General features: G+C 47.1%; 23 protein-coding genes. 7 read left to right on the top strand and 16 right to left on the bottom strand.

Features of this window, described 5'->3' with window-relative positions; genetic code table 11:
• Window positions 1–19: 19 nt before the first annotated feature.
• The 12 genes from terL to DCC85_RS14390 form a co-directional block, all read right to left on the bottom strand.
• Entirely contained in the window at window positions 20–1,546 is a 1,527-nt protein-coding gene (gene terL, locus DCC85_RS14325) for a phage terminase large subunit (protein WP_234414180.1), read from the bottom strand.
• 810 nt (window positions 1,547–2,356) lie between these two features.
• Window positions 2,357–2,758 (bottom strand): phBC6A51 family helix-turn-helix protein, encoded by a 402-nt coding sequence (locus DCC85_RS14330; RefSeq protein WP_108466213.1) that lies wholly within the window; start codon window positions 2,756–2,758, stop codon window positions 2,357–2,359.
• A gap of 47 nt (window positions 2,759–2,805) precedes the next feature.
• Complete coding sequence (locus DCC85_RS23725; protein WP_108466214.1) at window positions 2,806–2,997, bottom strand: BC1881 family protein; 192 nt, start codon at window positions 2,995–2,997, stop codon at window positions 2,806–2,808.
• Window positions 2,998–3,386: 389 nt separating this feature from the next.
• Complete coding sequence (locus DCC85_RS14340) at window positions 3,387–4,265, bottom strand: helix-turn-helix domain-containing protein (RefSeq protein WP_159081885.1); 879 nt, start codon at window positions 4,263–4,265, stop codon at window positions 3,387–3,389.
• Window positions 4,258–4,506 carry a hypothetical protein gene (locus DCC85_RS14345; protein ID WP_108466216.1) on the bottom strand — a complete coding sequence of 83 codons (249 nt, stop codon included), beginning with the start codon at window positions 4,504–4,506 and terminating at the stop codon, window positions 4,258–4,260. The genes DCC85_RS14340 and DCC85_RS14345 overlap by 8 nt, the downstream gene beginning before the upstream one ends.
• 744 nt (window positions 4,507–5,250) lie before the next feature.
• Entirely contained in the window at window positions 5,251–5,628 is a 378-nt protein-coding gene (locus DCC85_RS14360) for a hypothetical protein (RefSeq protein ID WP_108466219.1), read from the bottom strand.
• Between the two features lie 76 nt (window positions 5,629–5,704).
• Complete coding sequence (locus DCC85_RS14365) at window positions 5,705–6,172, bottom strand: hypothetical protein (RefSeq protein WP_108466220.1); 468 nt, start codon at window positions 6,170–6,172, stop codon at window positions 5,705–5,707.
• An 89-nt stretch (window positions 6,173–6,261) separates the two neighbouring features.
• Window positions 6,262–7,176, bottom strand: a complete 915-nt coding sequence (locus tag DCC85_RS14370; protein WP_108466221.1) for a hypothetical protein — start codon at window positions 7,174–7,176, stop codon at window positions 6,262–6,264.
• A gap of 185 nt (window positions 7,177–7,361) precedes the next feature.
• The gene (locus DCC85_RS14375) at window positions 7,362–7,817 is read right to left on the bottom strand and encodes a DUF3102 domain-containing protein (protein WP_108466222.1); all 456 of its coding nucleotides are present in this window, start codon (window positions 7,815–7,817) and stop codon (window positions 7,362–7,364) included.
• A 77-nt stretch (window positions 7,818–7,894) separates the two neighbouring features.
• Window positions 7,895–8,623, bottom strand: a complete 729-nt coding sequence (locus DCC85_RS14380) for a helix-turn-helix domain-containing protein (protein ID WP_108466223.1) — start codon at window positions 8,621–8,623, stop codon at window positions 7,895–7,897.
• A gap of 318 nt (window positions 8,624–8,941) precedes the next feature.
• Window positions 8,942–9,304 (bottom strand): hypothetical protein, encoded by a 363-nt coding sequence (locus DCC85_RS14385; protein WP_108466224.1) that lies wholly within the window; start codon window positions 9,302–9,304, stop codon window positions 8,942–8,944.
• Window positions 9,305–9,382: 78 nt separating this feature from the next.
• On the bottom strand, window positions 9,383–9,829 hold the full coding sequence (locus DCC85_RS14390) for a hypothetical protein (protein ID WP_108466225.1): 447 nt from the start codon (window positions 9,827–9,829) through the stop codon (window positions 9,383–9,385).
• Between the two features lie 209 nt (window positions 9,830–10,038).
• On the opposite strand from DCC85_RS14390, the gene DCC85_RS14395 reads away from it, so the two are divergent.
• The 5 genes from DCC85_RS14395 to DCC85_RS14415 all read left to right on the top strand — a co-directional run bounded on the left by DCC85_RS14395 (window position 10,039) and on the right by DCC85_RS14415 (window position 13,595).
• Window positions 10,039–10,257, top strand: a complete 219-nt coding sequence (locus DCC85_RS14395) for a helix-turn-helix domain-containing protein (protein ID WP_108466226.1) — start codon at window positions 10,039–10,041, stop codon at window positions 10,255–10,257.
• Between the two features lie 1,288 nt (window positions 10,258–11,545).
• On the top strand, window positions 11,546–12,025 hold the full coding sequence (locus DCC85_RS14400) for a BRO-N domain-containing protein (protein ID WP_108466227.1): 480 nt from the start codon (window positions 11,546–11,548) through the stop codon (window positions 12,023–12,025).
• Window positions 12,026–12,166: 141 nt separating this feature from the next.
• Window positions 12,167–12,391: a helix-turn-helix transcriptional regulator gene (locus tag DCC85_RS23730; RefSeq protein WP_108466228.1), complete on the top strand. Its 225-nt coding sequence runs from the start codon at window positions 12,167–12,169 to the stop codon at window positions 12,389–12,391.
• A 59-nt stretch (window positions 12,392–12,450) separates the two neighbouring features.
• Entirely contained in the window at window positions 12,451–12,726 is a 276-nt protein-coding gene (locus DCC85_RS14410) for a hypothetical protein (RefSeq protein WP_159081887.1), read from the top strand.
• A gap of 53 nt (window positions 12,727–12,779) precedes the next feature.
• Window positions 12,780–13,595 (top strand): phage antirepressor KilAC domain-containing protein, encoded by an 816-nt coding sequence (locus tag DCC85_RS14415; protein ID WP_325048381.1) that lies wholly within the window; start codon window positions 12,780–12,782, stop codon window positions 13,593–13,595.
• A 162-nt stretch (window positions 13,596–13,757) separates the two neighbouring features.
• Here the strand turns inward: DCC85_RS14415 and DCC85_RS14420 are convergent, their stop codons facing one another.
• From DCC85_RS14420 to DCC85_RS14440, 4 genes are all read right to left on the bottom strand, one after another.
• The gene (locus DCC85_RS14420; RefSeq protein WP_108466230.1) at window positions 13,758–14,390 is read right to left on the bottom strand and encodes a type II toxin-antitoxin system HicB family antitoxin; all 633 of its coding nucleotides are present in this window, start codon (window positions 14,388–14,390) and stop codon (window positions 13,758–13,760) included.
• Window positions 14,391–14,412: 22 nt separating this feature from the next.
• Window positions 14,413–14,994, bottom strand: coding sequence for a hypothetical protein (locus DCC85_RS14425; RefSeq protein WP_108466231.1), 582 nt, complete (start codon window positions 14,992–14,994; stop codon window positions 14,413–14,415).
• A gap of 55 nt (window positions 14,995–15,049) precedes the next feature.
• The gene (locus DCC85_RS14430) at window positions 15,050–15,256 is read right to left on the bottom strand and encodes a helix-turn-helix domain-containing protein (protein ID WP_108466232.1); all 207 of its coding nucleotides are present in this window, start codon (window positions 15,254–15,256) and stop codon (window positions 15,050–15,052) included.
• Between the two features lie 568 nt (window positions 15,257–15,824).
• Window positions 15,825–16,025, bottom strand: a complete 201-nt coding sequence (locus DCC85_RS14440; protein WP_234414181.1) for a hypothetical protein — start codon at window positions 16,023–16,025, stop codon at window positions 15,825–15,827.
• Window positions 16,026–16,209: 184 nt separating this feature from the next.
• On the opposite strand from DCC85_RS14440, the gene DCC85_RS14445 reads away from it, so the two are divergent.
• Together DCC85_RS14445 and DCC85_RS14450 are read left to right on the top strand one after the other, a co-directional pair.
• Entirely contained in the window at window positions 16,210–17,076 is an 867-nt protein-coding gene (locus DCC85_RS14445; RefSeq protein WP_108466235.1) for an ATP-dependent DNA ligase, read from the top strand.
• A gap of 94 nt (window positions 17,077–17,170) precedes the next feature.
• Window positions 17,171–18,772 (top strand): ORC-CDC6 family AAA ATPase, encoded by a 1,602-nt coding sequence (locus tag DCC85_RS14450; protein WP_108466236.1) that lies wholly within the window; start codon window positions 17,171–17,173, stop codon window positions 18,770–18,772.
• Window positions 18,773–18,779 lie beyond the last annotated feature (7 nt).

An 18,779-nucleotide genomic window follows, 5' to 3' on the forward strand; every position in this document is an offset into this window, starting at 1 on the left:
TCGCACCCCTCCTTCGTGTTTAATACGCCCATGCGGGCTTATTTCGGATCTTCTTCTTGTTCTTTTTCGCGATACTAACGGCCATTTCGAGAGCGTCCGGCAAGTCATCGTGGGACCCGGTTGGGTACATTTCGAACTGCTCAAGCAGCAGCGCATGTTTCCGTGAAAACTGGATTGCACCGCTTTCGATATCTGGGGCCAGCGCCTCGATCCGTAGCTCTTTACGTGCCCGTTGGTGGATCTCTTTAACCCGCGTGTGCGCCGGATAGCCCGCAGCCCGGAGCGCATCCTTAAGCTGCATTACGAAAAACTCTTGCGCTGCCTGCGCCTCGGCTGCGATAGCACTCGGCTGATAGCGCAGGGCTTTTTCAACGATCACACGCAAAAAAGCGTCCGGCTTAATTCGTTCGCCGAACGCGTCAATCACGTATTTAGTTCCGGTTTCTTTATGGCGTGCGATGACCACGATTGCCGAATAGTCACCGCGTGTCTTACCCATCGCGAAGTCAACGCCCATGTAGACGTCAAAAACGTTGGTCGGGAGCGGATACTGCGTTAGGAGGTCGTGAAGCTTGGCGCTGGCGCTGTCCCAATACGTGAAAGTCTCCGGATTGAAGATCATCGACTCCTCGTCGACCGGATTGTTCATATACTCGGTGTTGAACGCTTTCGATCCGTCATCCCATTTTTTGCGCATCAACACCCAAATCGACTGCGCCTCGGGCCATAATACGACAGCTCCCCGATCCATCTCCTCACGATTCAATTCGTAAAGCCGACGCGCCTCAGCGACTCGATCCTCTTTCGGGCGATCCGGGTCTTTGTATACGAGCCGGCACGCTTCCCATAGATCCATACGCTCAGGCCATTCAATAACTGCGCGATAGACTCGCGACTTAAAATCTGACCGGTTGTACAACACGTCAACGAGCAGCGCTTCGTGATGGACCGTTGTTCCCATGTAGATAAACGCCGTACGTTTCCCTTTTGGGTCGCCCAGGGGCACGACAGTTTGCGAAAACCAGTCCTTTAGCTTTGCTCGTTGTTCTGGAGTCGCTGCATTACCGCCTGGTCGTGCGTCTTCCAAATCGTCACATACAATCAAGTCTGGCCGTTTCTGATTCCAGTTACGCCCCCGAAGTGCTTGTCCGGTAGACGCTGCGTCGACCTTCGCGAGCAGCCGTTTAGTTCCATCATCTCGCGGTTCCCAAGCGATAAACTCCGAACTGTTATCGCGTGGGTTCTCTTGTTGCTTTGGGCTTAGTAATGGACCAAAATCCGCCCGCAATTTTGCGTTACTCTTTAGTTGGAGCGCGATCCAATCCAGGTTTGAGCTCGATACCGTAGGTGTCTCCGAAATGAGAATCGCATACCTCCGTTTGCGGTAACATATCTCGCGCAAAGGGGCGGCTTTTGATAAGTACGTTGATTTCGCGTGAGAACGGGGCGCCGCCACCGCGACCTTATCGTTAGTGTGAACGTTAGATATATCGTCTATTATCTCGGCAATCTCACGGTGAAATTCAGGCGCTTCCTCATACGTCACGATATCGAACCCGTCCCAGTTTCCGTCGTTGCCGGGATTACGCGCTTCCGAGAAGTATTCGAGCGCAAACTCGATCAGATTCGTTTCGCAGCGGTGAATCCGCGTTAGCCGTTCGTACTCCGTGAGCTGCGCGTCAATCTCCGCCGCGTCTTCCGGACTAAGTGCGGCGATATCTACGCCATCAAGTACGTCCAGTAACGCTGCGATTTCTGCGATCTTGGCTTCGCGTTCGGGGCGCGTTAGCCACTTGCCGCTGACCCATGCGATAGATATCGCCTCCTTTCCGTTAAATTAGCGATTTTAGGCGTGAAATTAGCGCAATTACCTACGTCCGGGGGTAATCGTTCCCCTTGCGCGATAACTCCGCTAATTTCACGGCGATAATAAGCGAGAGGCTAACGCACTATGCGTGGCCCCTCCGTAAAGTCCAAACGTTAATTTTGATGCGCGGATTGTAAATGCACCTAATGCGGCCGATTTCGGAGGGGGCCTTGGGGGTACACACTTCATCGTATTAACGCGCTGGCATATGTACAAAACCCGCGTTTTATACACTAGTCTCTCGCTGGCTTAGGCGCCGCAAACCCGCGTCACGACTGCGTTTATACCCCGCTGCCCCTTCCGTAACACCTGCGCACATCCTCCGTTACCCCTATTCGTCCACCCAGCGCGAACAAAATGGCCCCTTTCGGACCCTCGCGTTGAAAATTTCGGAGAGGGCACGCGTCAGGAGTCCGTCGTAGATAAATCGGGCGGACCCGAAAGGATACGAAATCATCTCGCCGAGTTTCTACCTATTAAATGCGCGCATTATTCGTTCCCTTCGGACGCTTCACCTTTTGTCTGTCTCATTGCGCTAATCCGTTGTTTCAGCGCTTCGACATCCGTTCCCTCGCTATCCTTCGTATCTACTTCGATTCTATCCGTCAGCATACCGCTAACCTGTAGCGCAAGCTTCGCCATAGCCGCGTTACCATCACGCATCGCAATCGTAGATAACGAATCGACTAATTCCGGTAACTTAGCGCTGTTCTCACGTACAATAGCACGCTTAAACTCCGCATCGAATGTCGCATCCTTACGCCAGTTCTCAAGCGTGCGTGCAGTAACACCGCATATCTCCGCAATCTCCTCGTATGTCTTTCCGCCTTTACGCGGCTTAGCAAGCCATTCGATCGCAATCAATTGCCCTGACGTTAATGTCTTCGCCATATCTAACATCCTCCTTTCCGTTCACACGCGCAGGCATTACGCATGAACTAATCGATGTTTATCGTAATAACCGCAGGTCCCGAGAAGTTAACAAATGTATTTGTACGCAACCCTCCGCCATTACATTTAACGTTAATCTCCGCGCTATCCTCCGTACTTAGAGCGTAGGATTTTACGCCCTCTCTACGGGATATCTCTGCTTGTAAATCCGCTGTACTTACCGTTGATAAATCGATCATAATCGCAATCCCTCCGCTCACTTAACGTTCGCTTAGCGCGTGTTAATGCCTACATGAGATACTTCTCTGAATAGGCTTCATGACTAACAATAGAGATCATTTAACTCAAACATACTCACGCGGCTTTCAGCCTTGCCCGTCGCCTGTCGGCTCCGGAATAGACTTTTATGCGCGGATTAGATATTTACACAAGGACCTGCTCTTTGGTCCGCGGTGTTCGGAGCTTGCTCCGATTAACTCGCGAAGCACGTTGTTGTCGCGTACATAAGATAAGAGTTGCTCAAGCTAAAAAACGGCTGTAACCCGCGCCGCTCTAAGGCGCAGGCCACTTTTTAACTCCGCAATATATGGAACGAAATCGCTCTAACTCCGCAGTATATGGAACGTTTTTAGAACGGAAGGCTTTCGTCAGTAATTCCGAATGCATCCGCAGCTTTAGCGTTTTGCTCAAACTCATAACGGACACTTTGCGTATAGTCATCGTCATCGAACTTCTTCCGGTACATCACGTCCGGGTTCATCTTGATTACGATCGCGCCGAATGCTTCCGATCTCATTACGAAGCCGTGCCGACTAAGCTCTTTCATGCCGCGAGTAACCGTCTGCTCCTCTACGCCAATCTCCCGAGCTAGATCCGCCTGGCGCATGTGCTGCAGAAGATCGCCATCGCGCTCGTCCGGATTATGTACGAGATAAAGCCGCTCATAGTGAATGAACGGTATCATGCAATATAAAAGCCCGGCCGCCTGGACCGATAGGTTCCTGACGTCGGACTTCGTTTTAGTTTGATATACTTTCGTGTATCTGGCGCCTGCAATCGTTTCGCCCATCGTGTGATATTCCGGATTAACTCCGAATACCTTACGTCGGCCATCGCGCGACTCAGTAAGTACGCCAACCGAAATTAGCGTTTTAACTACGCTCTCGGCCCAGCGCTGGGACTTGCCGACTGCTCGCGCAATTTCAGCGATCCCCATCCGCTTAGGCCCATCGTATAGGTCGCCGTTTTTATCGCGTCGCATATACGGAATGATCTTCATGACTGCACCCAGCTCGTTAATCTCGAGTACATCAGTCAGACTGCGGACTGACTCGTGGTATGACGTCACATAATGGCGCGTGTTACGTTTTCTGGCGTCCTCTCGCTGCGCATATTGACGTTTGCGTTCACGCTCTTCGACCGATTCGTGCACGTATCCATCTACCGGAAAGCTCTCCCGATATTGGCCGAGTGCTTCATCGTAATATACATACGCGTCGTTATTCATCCGCAAATACCTCCGACGCATCGCCTAGAACCTTGATATCGACGAACAACTCATCGTCTCCATCGTGAGATTTCAGGAAGTTGTTAGGCCGAGCAATCAGGCCGTCAAGAGCTGTCAGCAGCTTTCCGTCAATTTTGTGAACATGCGCAAATATTGCTAAAGTAGCGCTAGAGCTGATACACATCATACGTTCGCTCTTATACTCGATTATGCAGTTAATTTGATATCTACGTTTACTCAATGCTCGCTCTCCTCACCGTTTAAAATGGCGCAAGGATGTGCGGAGTCTGCCCGCAACATTCGTCCTCCGAGCGTTTTATTTAATCTGTGCGGAGCCTTTCGGACATCCGCGACCGCAAGGGCCACTGTTCCCAAACGGGAATAAGACCGCACTAAGGCGGTCCTCTCATATACGTAGGCACATTTAGGAGAAAAATGCACGGTCATTGAAGGAATTTCTAGCAAAAAGTCGAAATTATTTACTATGAAAACGTTAAATTCTGATATTGATTTATTCATTGCAGCCCTTACGCAAGATCGAGTCACTGTGGTTGAGAAGGATACAGGCAAGATCGCAGACTACGGCGGTCCAGTTGATTACTTCTCCTTCAACGCGGTACGGATAGGTGGTGTTTATTACACGCGTGCCGCAAATATTTTTCGAGTAAATCGTACATAGGGAGATGTTTTAACTCATGTTTGACTTTCTAAAGTATAGGGATGGGAAGGCCGTGACTGTTCGGTATATCCCATCTGGTAAAGAGGAGACTTTTATTATCGGCCGTGATATTGACCGTGACGAGGTAATCGAGAGAATAGACAAAAAGAAAAGAGTAATTCATGCAATAATTATGTACGATGAGCGAGGTGAGGCAGTGACGAAATTGATTTCGCCAGAGGACGTAGAGTTTTGGACGCCCTCTTGACGAAAATTGCAAATTAAACAATAAACCTCTATCGTTCGGAAGTGGGGCGAGTTGGTCGCTCATGCGTATTTCACCCCCGAATGGAAGCCGTGTTCTCTCATGCGTCGAATTTCGGCCAGTATGTGGTGGACGGCGAATGCATAGTTAATTTTTCGTTCGCGCGCATAGGATGTCTGGATGAATTGAAATCCAATTTTCCGCGCTAACCCACTCATTTTATCCGTTTTAATGCGCGCTAGAGCCACTCGGTCAACGGTCGCGTCAACAAAACGTTCAATCGCCGGCATAATGTCCTCCTCGTTCCAGGCGGTTGTATGAGAGGTAACCATAGCCTTCTCACGATTGCAAAACAGGCCTACGATATTGCCTAGCGTATCTCTCGTCTCACTTACGACATGCTCTTCGTTACAGAAGCGACAGTATGTTCTACGTTCCATTCGTCGAAACCTCCATTTAGTTTGAATTTTATATAGTCATGAAACCTATAAAAATACACGGTCAAACGGTAACTTTTTAATCGGATGCGACAATCATTCCGCCTTTGTGCCGTCCGTTAATTGTCCAAGAGTCATCTGGTGTGCCATCAAGCCCGGCCGAATTGTTACCTCGTTCCTCAAAGCTATACCTTTCGTGCTTATTTCGAACCATAGCCAATGCCTTTTCGGACATAAATGTATAGACTAACGGGTCATACCCCGCAGATATCCACGCCTTCAATCGTTGGGCTGTTTCATCAGGAAAAGACTCCCCGGTAATGTACTCGTAATAGCCAGTCAAATCAGAGATCGTAGTTCTCTTCTCAGCCATTGTCATAACGCACCCTGTTAGCTTGCTTGTTACAACGCTAAGCATCAGTCTATTGTTCGTGCCCTTAGTAAAAGCGCCCACCCAAAAATATCCTTCAGTCCATACATCTCTCAGGTTGCCCTTAGGAGCTTCAACATCAGTCGGAACTTGGAGTTTATAAGCTAATGTTGTCATTTCCATTTCCCCTTTGTATTTTAATGTAAGCCGGAACCCTCCGACCTGGTGGTTTACACTAAAAGAAAGTAATATGCAAAATCAGGAACTCATGCCGCTCTAGCTTTAGATAGCGATTTTCTCAATGTGCTTTCCTCGATGCCCAAACGTTCGGCCAAGTATCTAAAATTAATCCGATAGCTCCCCCTATCATCAACTTTGTAACGAGCCATGTTCCCTGTTCTAATGTCCTCAGTAACAATATCGTAAACTTTTTGGATACGTTGCCGTTGGGCTTTAGTTAATCGGGCCATCCGCTGCTCTGCCATCCTCGCAGTAACTCCTGGTGCGAATACAATCTCCCAAGCGTTTGGCTCTGATGGAGTCACGTAAATATTCCGGTACCTTCCGGACTCGTCTCGCCGGCCGAGCCTACGTGTGCCGGTTTGTTTTAGTTGAAGCCGGATATACTCCGTTGCAAAGGCTCGGTTTATGTAACGAACCATTTCTTTCTCGCTCCGGGAAGTATCCACGCAAGAAAAGGCGTACTTTAGAGCTGGAATAATTAACGCAGGTTCCAGCTCAGCGACCGCCTCCTCGATCGCATCAGAACTGGCTACTAAGTGCTCTCTGTATCGCCGTATAGCCTCACAGAGAGAAGCAAATTGTTCTCCCCCAAGGTACGACAAGATTTGTTTATTATGTGTCATTAAAGAACCAAAGTCAGGCTCCGAAAAAATGTCGATCCCGAGGTCATCCTTAATTGCTTTCCGGTAGCTTGGTAGGTCTTCAGGATCGTAACTAGTCGATTGTCGTTTGTATTTTGCTGCTTTCATCTTACCGAGTAAGATCATGTTAATTCTAAATGCAATGTACATGCCGTGTTCCTCAAAGTCGAAACCGCGCCGCATTAAATGAAATTTAATTCGCATGTAGTCAAGAACCTTATAAATAATCCACTCATCAGCGTATTTTTGGTATGCAACTACTCTACTTTTAAATCTGTCTCGGTCCAGCATTGGCATAATAAAGTCCTCCCAAATCAGATAATGTGACCACTTTGATTTTGGTGTTGACAAATAAACGATTACGCCTTATACTTATATTGTGATGATAAGTTAAGATCGGAATCTATTGCCGAAAATTAGTGGTCCATTTTTCAGTATACCACTTTTTTCTCTTTTCGCAATAGGTTTTTTATTTTTTTCACTTAAGCCTCCACGACGGCATCATAATCCGCCTCCGCCTTCTCACGCGCCTCCCTTTCCGCCTTGAGTTGCGCCTTAACCTCGCGCAACTCGCGCACGGTCATTTCGTCGACCGTCTTTACTGCGCCCGTGGACGGAATGGTGTGCGGCTGGGAAACGAACTCGCTGCGATCAATGTCGGATGGGAGCGAGAGCATTTCGAAGATTTTTCCGGCTGGAATTGCGTACGACGTCGTACGGTCTCCGAACTGCTCGTACGCTTGAATCATCCGTGTTGCCGTCTGCGGCGCGACGTCAACTTCTCGTAGCCATTCGTACCATCCCCCAAACCCTTCCGCCAGCTTCGTTTCCTTTACGTGCTTCAACCGTTTGCCTATTTCGAATATTGCTTCGCCGGCTACGCGTTTGTAGGCGTTGATCTCCGCTGTGATTGTCGATAAGTCTGTTAATTGCGTCATATAGCTGCCTCCCCATCGCTTGATACCCGACGTGCGCACACTCTCCCGAGATCCTACTCTATCTCACGTAACCCAGGTCACGCCCCGCACCGTTTAAACCGCCGCGCCTTCAATTCCGCTAAACCCTCTACGTAACAGTCGTAAAATAGCCCGGTCGGACTGTATACGTCTCCTCGCGGCAACCCTGTCGTCATGTCGACCGCTTTATCGAAGTACCGCTCGGCTGCAAACTGGATCGCGTCCGGCTCTATTGCATCACCAAATCGACGGCTTAACATCGCGTAGATGTCCTCAAAGTAGTGATCGTAGAGGCTTGCGGTGTCATTGAGCGGCAGGCGGCGTAATACTCGAGTAAGAGTCGTTAAAACGCGAGTATCGCGCGTCTTACTTACTTCCTCCTTAGAGTCATTATTATTTATATTATTAATAACTAGTGGCGGGTTATCCGTGTCCGGAACCTCCATATCCGGAAAATCCGTATGTGAAAAGTCGCCGCTCGGTCGCTCATATACAACCGTCTCCGTTCCGGTAATTCTCCCGTTCTCGCGCGCCTGCCTCCGCTCTACATAGCCGCACGATTCCAGCTCTTTGAGCGCGGAGTAAACAGCGTCTCTCCCGTCTCTTGAGCGCTTGATTAGATCCGTTGTATAAACCGTCCAGTTGCTCGGCTTGCTCAGCAAATAAGCCAGCATCCCCTTCGCCTTCCACGAGAGCCGCGTATCCCCTAAAAAGTATGTATCAAGCACCGCGTAGCCGCTTTCACGTTTGCTGACGCGGACAATGCCAGTCTGTTTGCTATCGCTCATATCGACATACTCCTACTCCAAAAAAAAAGTTAATAAATACGAAACTTAACGAACCTATGTTCGTATTATATAGCATAAGGGAGCGGACGACACGGTGCCTGACCCGGACTTAATCCCGGCCGCATCGCCCGCAGAATACTAATCTATGTCAACGCGCCTGCCTGACGGAGCCCGCTAAGCTCCGGACGCGGTATTAACGGGACCGACCGGAATGTTGGCGCAAACCGGTCGGTACTGCTCAGGCACACCCTCGCATGGCGATCCTCTCCGTTGCAGCGGATAGGTACGAGGTAAGGCAATATGCGTCACCTCCGCTTATCAGCCGTTGGCGCGGCCGGCATCATCGGTGGGCAGATGAAATTCAAAGTCTCCTTGTAGATAGCTCATTAAGTCAGTGTGCAAAAAGTCAAACGCGCTCATGTTGGCAAGACGGTTGTACATCTCCTCGATAATGATGTCACCGCGGCCCGTGTCGTTCGCAAGAATAACGCCGGCCCGTTCCTCATGCGCGAGATAAAGCGAGTCGCGTCCCTCAACCTTTCGGACCGCGCGCAGCCAAAGCAGGCCCTCGCTAATGTACATCGCCATACCATCAGCGACAAGGTATCCGATATCCTCTTGATACCCGTGCTCAAACTCGTATGGACCGTCAATTATTGATATCCGCTTAAATCGACTCATGCGATCAGCTCCTTTGCGATGATAATGAGGGCGTACAGGATACGTATTAGTTTCTTGCGGTCAATTCTCTTCGGCGCATTATGCCGAGTATACTGCGGTGTATAGGCGATCAAGCTGGCCCGCCTCCTTTCCGTTTACCACGAAGCCGAGACGCTGAGCCTCGGATGGCGTTACGCTCACGGAGCCAAGGACTGCGCGGTTAGAAACGCCTGTGATGTACCGGAAGTTAACGGCCGGAACGCGGATTACCTGGTTAGTGCCGAGCAGCTCCGCAATATAACGCTTGCCGATCAAGCGCGGCTCTATGACGTAGCGGATCTGCAGGTCAACAGTGTAGCCTAGCGCCTCAAGTTGCGCAGGTGTCGCTTGGATGACGTCGCCGGTCCAGCGCCGGTCCAGATTCGGGAAAATGGCGAGAAACAGCGGTAGTCTTACGGTGATATGGCGGCGTTTGTAGTTAACGTGGATTAGGCCAGTGCGGCAGTTGCGGTAATAACCGAGTTCGAACGTAGGGATAATTTTCATGTCGTGGAACCTCCTAATTGATTAGATTGAAACTCTTTGATAAGATGAACGTATTAGTTCTATAGATGTGAAATTTACATACTACTGTAAACCAAATGCACATTACAGTGTTTATTTCGTTGATTTCAGTATATACAGTGTAGCGTGCATTGTCAACAGCTTAATTAATATTTTAAACACTGTAGTGTTGAATTATATGGAGGTTCGTAATGATTAAAGTTCACTTATCGCGCATAATGGGTGAGAAAAGGGTTAATATAGCGGAGTTATCCAGGATGACGGGACTTCATAGAAACGGAATAACTCGCTTGTATAACGAGGATACAGATGGGGTTAAGTTTGAAACACTCGATAAGATATGCAAGGTACTCGGCTGCAGGGTTGGGGATGTTATTGAATATGTGGAGGATGAAAATGGAGAAAATTAAGGGTGGTTTGATCGGGCTTACGTCCGTTTCAATTTCTTTTGGCGTTGTGTATAAGATACTCGCTAATCTTATGTCTTGAGCCGCAACATAACTATACATAAAGCATCGGCCGCCCAGCGTTAAGAGGGCGGTTTTTTCGTGGGATCGTAAGGGTACTTACAATATGCGTACCCTCGGAGATGGCATGACCACAGTGCATTTAACGCACGCTGGTTCTAAATAGCAAAGACACGCGGAATAGAATACCCTCATTTAAGATGATAGTATTCAATGTGTAAAATAGTGCAAATAGACGTTTACCAATTTTGGCGCGGATAAAATTCGTTGTTGACAAATTGGGCCACGCGTGGTATTTTATTAAATCTTTTTAGATCTTAAAGACTTTAAATCTTTAAAGATCTTTACTCAGTTATTCACTTCGTTCATAACTTCGTACCGCTCCGGTACAAAAACCGTACCGAAACGGAATATATACACACATTCGACTGCGCGTGCAGTTAAATAAAAGAGAAAAACCGTACCCGATGCGCCGCGCCTGCCATCCTCACTGTCCCTCGCCACCCTTCCCCGTGAAAATAGCGATTTTAAGCGTGAAATTAGCGCGTTTCATATCGAGAGGGGACGATTATCCCTCCCGGTGAAAATAGGCGGTAATTTCACGGTGGTTTTATGGGCGATGAAATTGGAAGCGGACATGTGCGTACTTACCGTTTGTAAGTGTAGAAAAGTGCAAATCATGCGGCGAGTGCAGGCGCTTCAAAGTTCGGCCTTCCTCATGAATCAGTGACGGTGTAGTTTGAAACTACATCGACCTTAACCGCCGTTTCTTCGCGGTCGGTGCGGATGCTGGCCGAAGTTTTCCGTCTGCGGACTCGACATGTTCAACTGCTGATTTTTCAGCGGTTGAAATTACATCCACACCGCGAGTCCAGTGCAAAACTGTAGTATTATGAACGCCCAGCCATGCGCCAATCAAACGGTAACTCTTACCTTTCTGGCGGCCTGCCTAATTGACAGGTTGGTTTTGAATGTGCGAGTTGCAGGCTTGCGTGATTCGTTGATAATGCTATCAGCTCAAGCCCTCAATAGTAATGAGTGCTCGCTCGTCCTAAGAGCCATCACCCAATATATGCGCGTAACGCTCCTGGACGATGAGAAAACAGCGCATATACCGCACTATATAGCGAATCTGAGCGTGAAATTAGGCGGTCTGTGTGCGGTTGAGAGGTAACAAATCGTCCGATTATGTGGTTACGGAATAGCAGCGCCAAGCCAGGAAAGAGACGAAATGGGTGTAAGTTCAATTGACACCCTTGGTGCGTTGGCAGAGAATGGGTGTCCACTACTACCGGCACCCTCGAAGCCGTTTCTTGAGACACTGGTTGTGAATACTCGTCAAGCGTTGTTTCAACCTACACCGTCACCGATTCACGCCCAAGTCCGAACGGTGACAGTCGCCAGAGAATCGTGGTTTGTTGCAAAAGATGTTTGCGAGGTGTTGGGGGTAGGAAATACGAGCCAAGCCTTATCGAGACTCGATGCTGATGAAAGGAATACTATCATTTTAAATGAGGGTATTCGAGGGAACCCAAATATCACCATAGTTAATGAGTCAGGTCTATACTCCCTTATTCTTACATCTCGCAAGCCCGAAGCTCGCGCATTTAAACGTTGGGTCACGCACGAGGGAATACCGCTGATCTGCAAAACAGGTGGCTATGTCGTGAACGATAAATTTGTTTACTTGAAATCTTACCCATTCCTATGAAATCTCATTTTCTTTTCCTACTATTGTATATTATTTAATTTAAGCGAGAAGGAATAAACGAAAAGTTGCCTGCTGGGCTTCTTTTTTTTTTATTTCCATTAATGTGAGAAATCAAAAATACACTATAACGGAGGAACAGACATGACAGGAGAAACCGTAAAAAACATTAGACTCGCTAACGGATTAGGACAAGTTTCATTCGCTTTAGAGATCGGAGTGTCCCCATCAACGGTCGCAATGATCGAACGAGGCCACCGCCAAGTTACTGACAGTGTCCGCTTCAAGATAGCTCGACGCTTTCCGATCGACGAATGTACGGTGGAAGTCATTAATAACGCAAAGAAACTCCAAGGGACGGTGAACTAATGGGCGCTTGCAAAGTCGATATTAATAAGAAGCAGCGAGCCTTAGACGAGAGGTATCGGATGACCACGGAGGACGGCGTAAGAGCCGTTCTTTTTTCATATGCAGATTTAAAATCTGCGAGGTTTTCTGAAGGATACGAGCTAGTTAATTTGATCATAGACTTCGAAGATGCAGTGTCCCGTGCTGGCCTGAACCGCGTTGAATTCAACGCCGTCTCTATAACCATCCAAGGAGGGCCGCATAGGTGGATCAATACTAATGCACTTGACTCAGCGATTAAAAAAATCACAAAAGTATTTATAGACTGGGACTACGATCTCACAAACCGAGTTTGAGTTCTGGAATAGCGGGTATGATCCGCAAATATAATTAAAAGGAGAGATTCTAAATGGATCAATTGACAAAGGTATTTAATCACGAACAGTTTGGCGGCATTCAGGTGGTCACACTAGCCGGGAAAGTGATGTTTGGAGCGACTCAGGTAGCTAGAACATTGGGGTACTCAAACCCTCAAAAAGCAATTCGAGACCACTGCAAGTCAGATGGGTGCACGAATCGTTCAGTCATCGACCCCCTCGGCCGATCCCAGATGGTTAAGTTCATCACAGAAGGTAACGTTTATCGACTTATCGCTCGCTCAAAACTTCCCTCCGCTGAGAAGTTCGAATGTTGGATATTTGAAGAGGTGCTTCCATCTATTCGAAAAAACGGAATGTACGCAACTGATTCACTGCTGGACGACCCCGATCTACTCCTTAAAACAGTCACAAAACTGACAGAAGAACGAAGAGCGCGTCTTGAAGCGGAGAAAAAAGCAGCATTCCTGCAGGCAGAGACGGAAGCTCAAGCGGAGATTATAGAGGAACAAGCAGGGCGCCTGACCTACCTGGACAAAATCCTACAGTCTACTGATACGATGAATGTAACGCAGATTGCGGCAGACTACGGACTTACTGCGCGTCAACTTAACGAAATTCTGAAGGAAGAGCGTATTCAGCGCAGAACCGGTGGTCAGTGGGTTCTTTGCGCCAAATATCACGGAAAAGGTTACACAAAGTCTTACACCCACGCCTTCCCCATTCCGACAGGCGGTACTAAGACAGTCGTTAATACTCGGTGGACGCAGAGTGGCCGCTTACTAATTCACGAAGTTCTGGTAGCCCGAGGGATTGAAGCAAACGTTGATCGAAGTTTAGCCGCGTAATAAAGGTACGATACTATCGCCAGGCTAGGATTTCCACCTCGTAACCTGGCGATCCTATTCCTTTGAATTAGAGGATATATAGCAGTTCCCTCTACCATAGATTGCATAAATGAAAGTTACTTCCTAAAAATATCGGGCTTATTATGTAGTCTCTTGCTTTATCTACGGCTTGGGTGTTTTCTTGTCGATGAGCATATCAATTACTTTTCTTGTTTTTATAACTCTCATGTTATTTATAGAAAATAAAAAGCAAGCCGCTCCAATGCCAAATACAAGTAAAAAAGATGATGCGAGAGCAGAAATGACCGATCCCTTCATTACCATTGAGTTCACTAAGGGTAAACTTATCGAAATTGGTATGCCAATGAAAACGATTATAATTCCAACTTGTTTATTATCTTCTTCCCTACTCTCATAGATAATCTTTAATTTATGTAGGTCTTCAAGAGTATAATCAGAGTATTTTGAAATTAGTTTATTTAATTTTACTATGTCTATTGCTTTCTTCTCAACCTTATTGTTCAGTTGGTTCCGCACAGGTGGCATCCATACTTCGACTAATACGACGACTTGGTCGGGTCCCGTTTTGATCTCTGAGGCGCGAGTAGGCTCCGGAATATCATCGCTGTCGTCTTCCATTCCGAAAAGGTGGAGCGAGAGGCAATCTTTCGCCATATACAGCGCCTCCTCATCGTTATCTCCGGAAGTGAATGCGCCAGGGAGATCGGGAAACTCAACGGAGATTCCGTCGTCCGCGTATGTGAATACGGCCGGGTATACGTAACGATCTTTCATGCGTATTCTCCTATATAGTTGATTAATAACGAGAGGTGCGATTTTTGTAATATCCATCAGATAGGTTAATATATCCGAATAAGATGCTAAGGAACTTATCGACGACATCGGGCGCACCATAAGCCAACTTTTCAACCTTACCCGTGGCGTAAATTTGACTTTTATACGAATTTGAGTAATGAATAATTTTGTTTCGTAAAAAGGTCAGTTGTTTATATGGTCTTTTAATTGACAAGGGAATTTTAGATCCAAATATATCTTCCACAACCTTAATTTTGCCATCAATTGATCTAAAAAAGCGAGGTGGGGTACCATTCGGATCGTTTAGGCTGTTTTTTAGCTCAATATACTCGTCGCCCTGCTCAAGTTCATGCTCGATTTGAACCAGCTTATCGCTCACAATTCTACACATAGCTGCTTCTACTGACGTGCAAAAGTAAATAATTGATGCTCTAAGAAAACGTCTCTTTAAAAATTCATCTGTAGCTTTTTTAGCTTGCTCCAAGAAGTAGAGACCGTCATTATGCATTTCTGCCATGTAACTTTGGGAAGCCACTTTACCGCTAATATCAGAACTATTTCCCACATACTCGCCCCTTTTCATGTGTTTATTAACTCCTGCAAATTACATATCTTAAGTAATTTCTTTAAAGAAGCACTTACTCCGCCTCCCGCAGTGTAAAGAGTTCCTCAATACTTACGTTGAGAACGCGCGATATTGCGAATAAATGAGCGTCCTCATGTCGCGTATTCTTATCGAAGCGTGAGATCGAACCTTGCGGCACACCAGACATTTGCGAGAGCTGCGTCTGCGTGATGCCGCGTTCTTTTAAAATCTCGCCTAGACATGGTGTAACGATGAGCATAACGAATCACCTCCGAAATCAATTATACGATAACGAATATTTTTCGTCAAACCTATTGCAATCGTATATACGATATCGTATAATAGAGACAAGGAGGTGAGTTTATGAAAGATTGGGCGATACTAGTAACGGCTTTAATAAACTTACTAACAGCTTGGATCAATTACAGAAAAGCCGCCAAAGAAAAAGGAACCCGAAAACGACGCATCCGACGCAGACGTTAAAGGTTCCACCGGAGGGAGTTAGCGGCTCCCTCCTCCCAATCTTATCATATACGGAAATGAAAATAAATGGAGGCGGTCGAAATGTTGAACGTAATCACATGGGCGGTAATCCTCGTCGGTTTCGCGCTGTCTATCGTAGCACTTGTCAAATCGCTGAGAAAGTGAACGGAGGGGCGCATATGAATCGTAAGCTATTCGCGGCAGGGCGCCGGTACAACGGGCGTCTTTACGTTAAGCAACTAGACGGGAGCTGGACAGGGATTACGGAGATCATAAAAGAAAGACCGTCGTAATGGCGGTCTTTTATGTCTCAACGCGAATTATGTCGTGGTGCTCCGGCTATGTCAGTACTCCGTCCAGTAGTTAGCGTTCGTGGTAGGCTTCGTAGGCGTTTCGCGTTCCCAGCCTTCGAGGATGACGATCGTGTCTAGCGCGGGCTTATCCGGCCAGAATATGTACTCCGCGAGCATTAACGAGTTCAAGGCCGCCTCAATGTCGGGAAAGTTGCGGCCAGTCAGACGTGAAAGCTCGTGGCGAGTCGGCATGCGCCGGCGCTGCGAAGAATAATTGCATAAAATACGAAGCAACTTGCGTTCAAAATCGGATAACATATTAAATCCCTCCCTGATGCAATTATAGGGGAACGTACGTTCTTTTACAAGGGGCTGCCACTACTTACCGCCTCACTTCATTCATAGCTCGCGTTATAATTATGATGAGGTGTTTACTATGTTTATTGACCCGATGTTACTTGCGACGGCACCCGGTCCGTTTTCGGATTCGCGCTTTATCTACGAGCCGAAAATCGACGGCCATCGCTTAATATTTTCGCAACAGGACGGGGTTATTCGTTTATATACACGGCATAACAACGACTGCACGCGGCAATACCCGGAGATAGCCGACGGGCTCTTTCCGCATGACATCGTCCTTGACGGAGAGATCGCGTGTGTTAACCCGGAAACAGGCGTGTCCGACTTTGAGGCGGTGATGTCACGCTTTCAGGCGAAGCGCGCCGATAAGATTACGCGCCTAACCGTTCAGCAGCCGGCCTATTACGCTATTTTTGATATATTGCGCTATAAAGGCGAGGACTTACGTAAGCTGCCGCTCCTCAAGCGCAAGGAAATTCTCGCCAACCTAGCGCTACCTAACGGAAGCTTCGGCGTTGTGCCACACGTTGAAGGTGCCGGCGAGGCGTTATTCGCGCAGATTCAGGCTCGCGGCATGGAGGGCGTCGTGGGCAAACGGAAGGACAGCGTATATGAGACTGGCCGCCGATCGGAGAACTGGCGCAAGGTTATTAACTGGACGCATGCTGACGTCTATATTACGGGATATAAAAAGGGAGAGTTCGGCTGGCTTGCGGGCGTAGCGGATGAGCGCGGCAAGGTGCGGCCGGCTGGCGTTATCGAGTTCGGTGCGTCGCCTACCGATAAGCAGGCGTTTTATGGCGTGAGTAAGGTGCTGATTACCGGGGAGGATCGCGACTTTGTTTACGTGGAGCCGCGGCGGATTAGGGTGCGCGTGAAAATGCGAAACTGGACTCGCGCGGGGATGCTGCGGAGCCCAGTATTTGAGAAGTTTATAGTATAAAAGTAATTATAATAGCAGTAATTACACTACCATCTGGAAAATATATACTAGGTATAGTAGACTAGAAAGTAGATTTCCAATAACTGGGGTGGTTATGATTAGCATAAATCAGAATCTAAATAACGCGATATTAAAAGTTACAAAGAGAGCAGAGTCAAGTAATAGAGCTCACTTGGTATCTACTTTTGTTGATGTCGGTCCATTATTTACCTTACTTTCGAATATTGAAAATCAAATTTTGTTTGGAAGACGGGGGACTGGAAAAACACACGCATTATCCTACTTAGCTAATTACGTTGACGAGAGTGGAGACATTGCTATTCAAATAGATATGCGGAATATTGGGTCATCTGGTGGTATTTACTCGGATAGCTCACTTGGTATTTCAGAGAGAGCAACGACCTTAATCGTTGATACGCTCTCAGCAATGCATGATTCACTATTAGAATATGTAATTCAAAAAAGCGAGGAAGTTAATTTAGCAGTAGTCGGCCCTTTACTGGATAATTTAGCTGACGCAATTACGCAAGTAAAGGTGGTTGGAGAAGTTCAAGTTGAAGATCACAGCTCTGACCGCAGGGTGACTCAAGAAGGGGAAAAGCTAAGCCTGAGCTATGATAAAGGAATTAAACTGGGGTATGAACTCAATGACAGTAATCAAAATGAAAGCACAAATAGTAGAAAGGTTAACCGAACTGGGCGTGAGCGCCTTAGGATTCATTTTGGAACTGTAAAAAAGTTCATTTCAGCCATACTTAAGAGTGTTGCGCCAAAGCGTTTATGGATTATTTTAGACGAATGGAGCGAAGTACCGATTGATTTACAGCCTTATCTCGCCGATTTACTGAAGAGAACATTGCTCTCAGTGGAAGGGGTATCTGTGAAAATTGCTGCAATTGAGCAAAGATGTAATTTTAGGATAACAGAAGATGGGAGTTTAGATATTGGTATCGAAATTGGAGCGGATGTAGCTGCGAGCCTTAACTTAGACGAGTACATGGTTTTTGAGAATAGCTCCGAAAATGCTAAAGATTTCTTTGGTCAGTTAATTTTTAAACACATAGCTAGTATTATACCCGCTGATGATCTAAAAGGGATTAAAACATATGAGCAGTTTACTAAGCTTGCGTTTACCCAAGTAAATGCCTTTGATGAATTTGTAAAAGCATCAGAAGGAGTGCCTAGAGATGCAATTAACATTCTTGGTATAGCCGCCCAACAAGCAAAATCTTCACCAATCTCAATACCTAATATTCGGCATGCCGCAAAAGTTTGGTTTAATCGTTCAAAAGAAACAGCGATTACTCCACGACCAGGAGCAACTACGCTGCTACAGTGGATCATTACTGAGGTAATTGCACATCGGCGGGCGCGAGCCTTTTTACTGAGGAGCGATGTTAAAGACCCGCTAATTGATTTTCTATTTGATTCTCGTGTCCTACACGTAATAAAACAGAGCGTATCTAGCCACGACTCACCAGGTGTAAGGTACAATGTGTACTCAATTGATTACGGTTGTTATGTTGATTTGATAACTACTACAAGAGCTCCAGAAGGATTATTCGAAGTAGAAACAGAGGAAGGGTCTCAGTTTGTGGATGTTCCTTCAAACGACTATCGAGCAATACGTAGGGCGATCCTCGACCTCGGTAAGTTTAAAGAGTTTCAAGCAACGCAAGGAGTGATGATTTATTAGAAAAAGG

Origin of the sequence: Paenibacillus sp. CAA11, assembly GCF_003060825.1 — a bacterium.
Taxonomy (GTDB): domain Bacteria; phylum Bacillota; class Bacilli; order Paenibacillales; family Paenibacillaceae; genus Fontibacillus.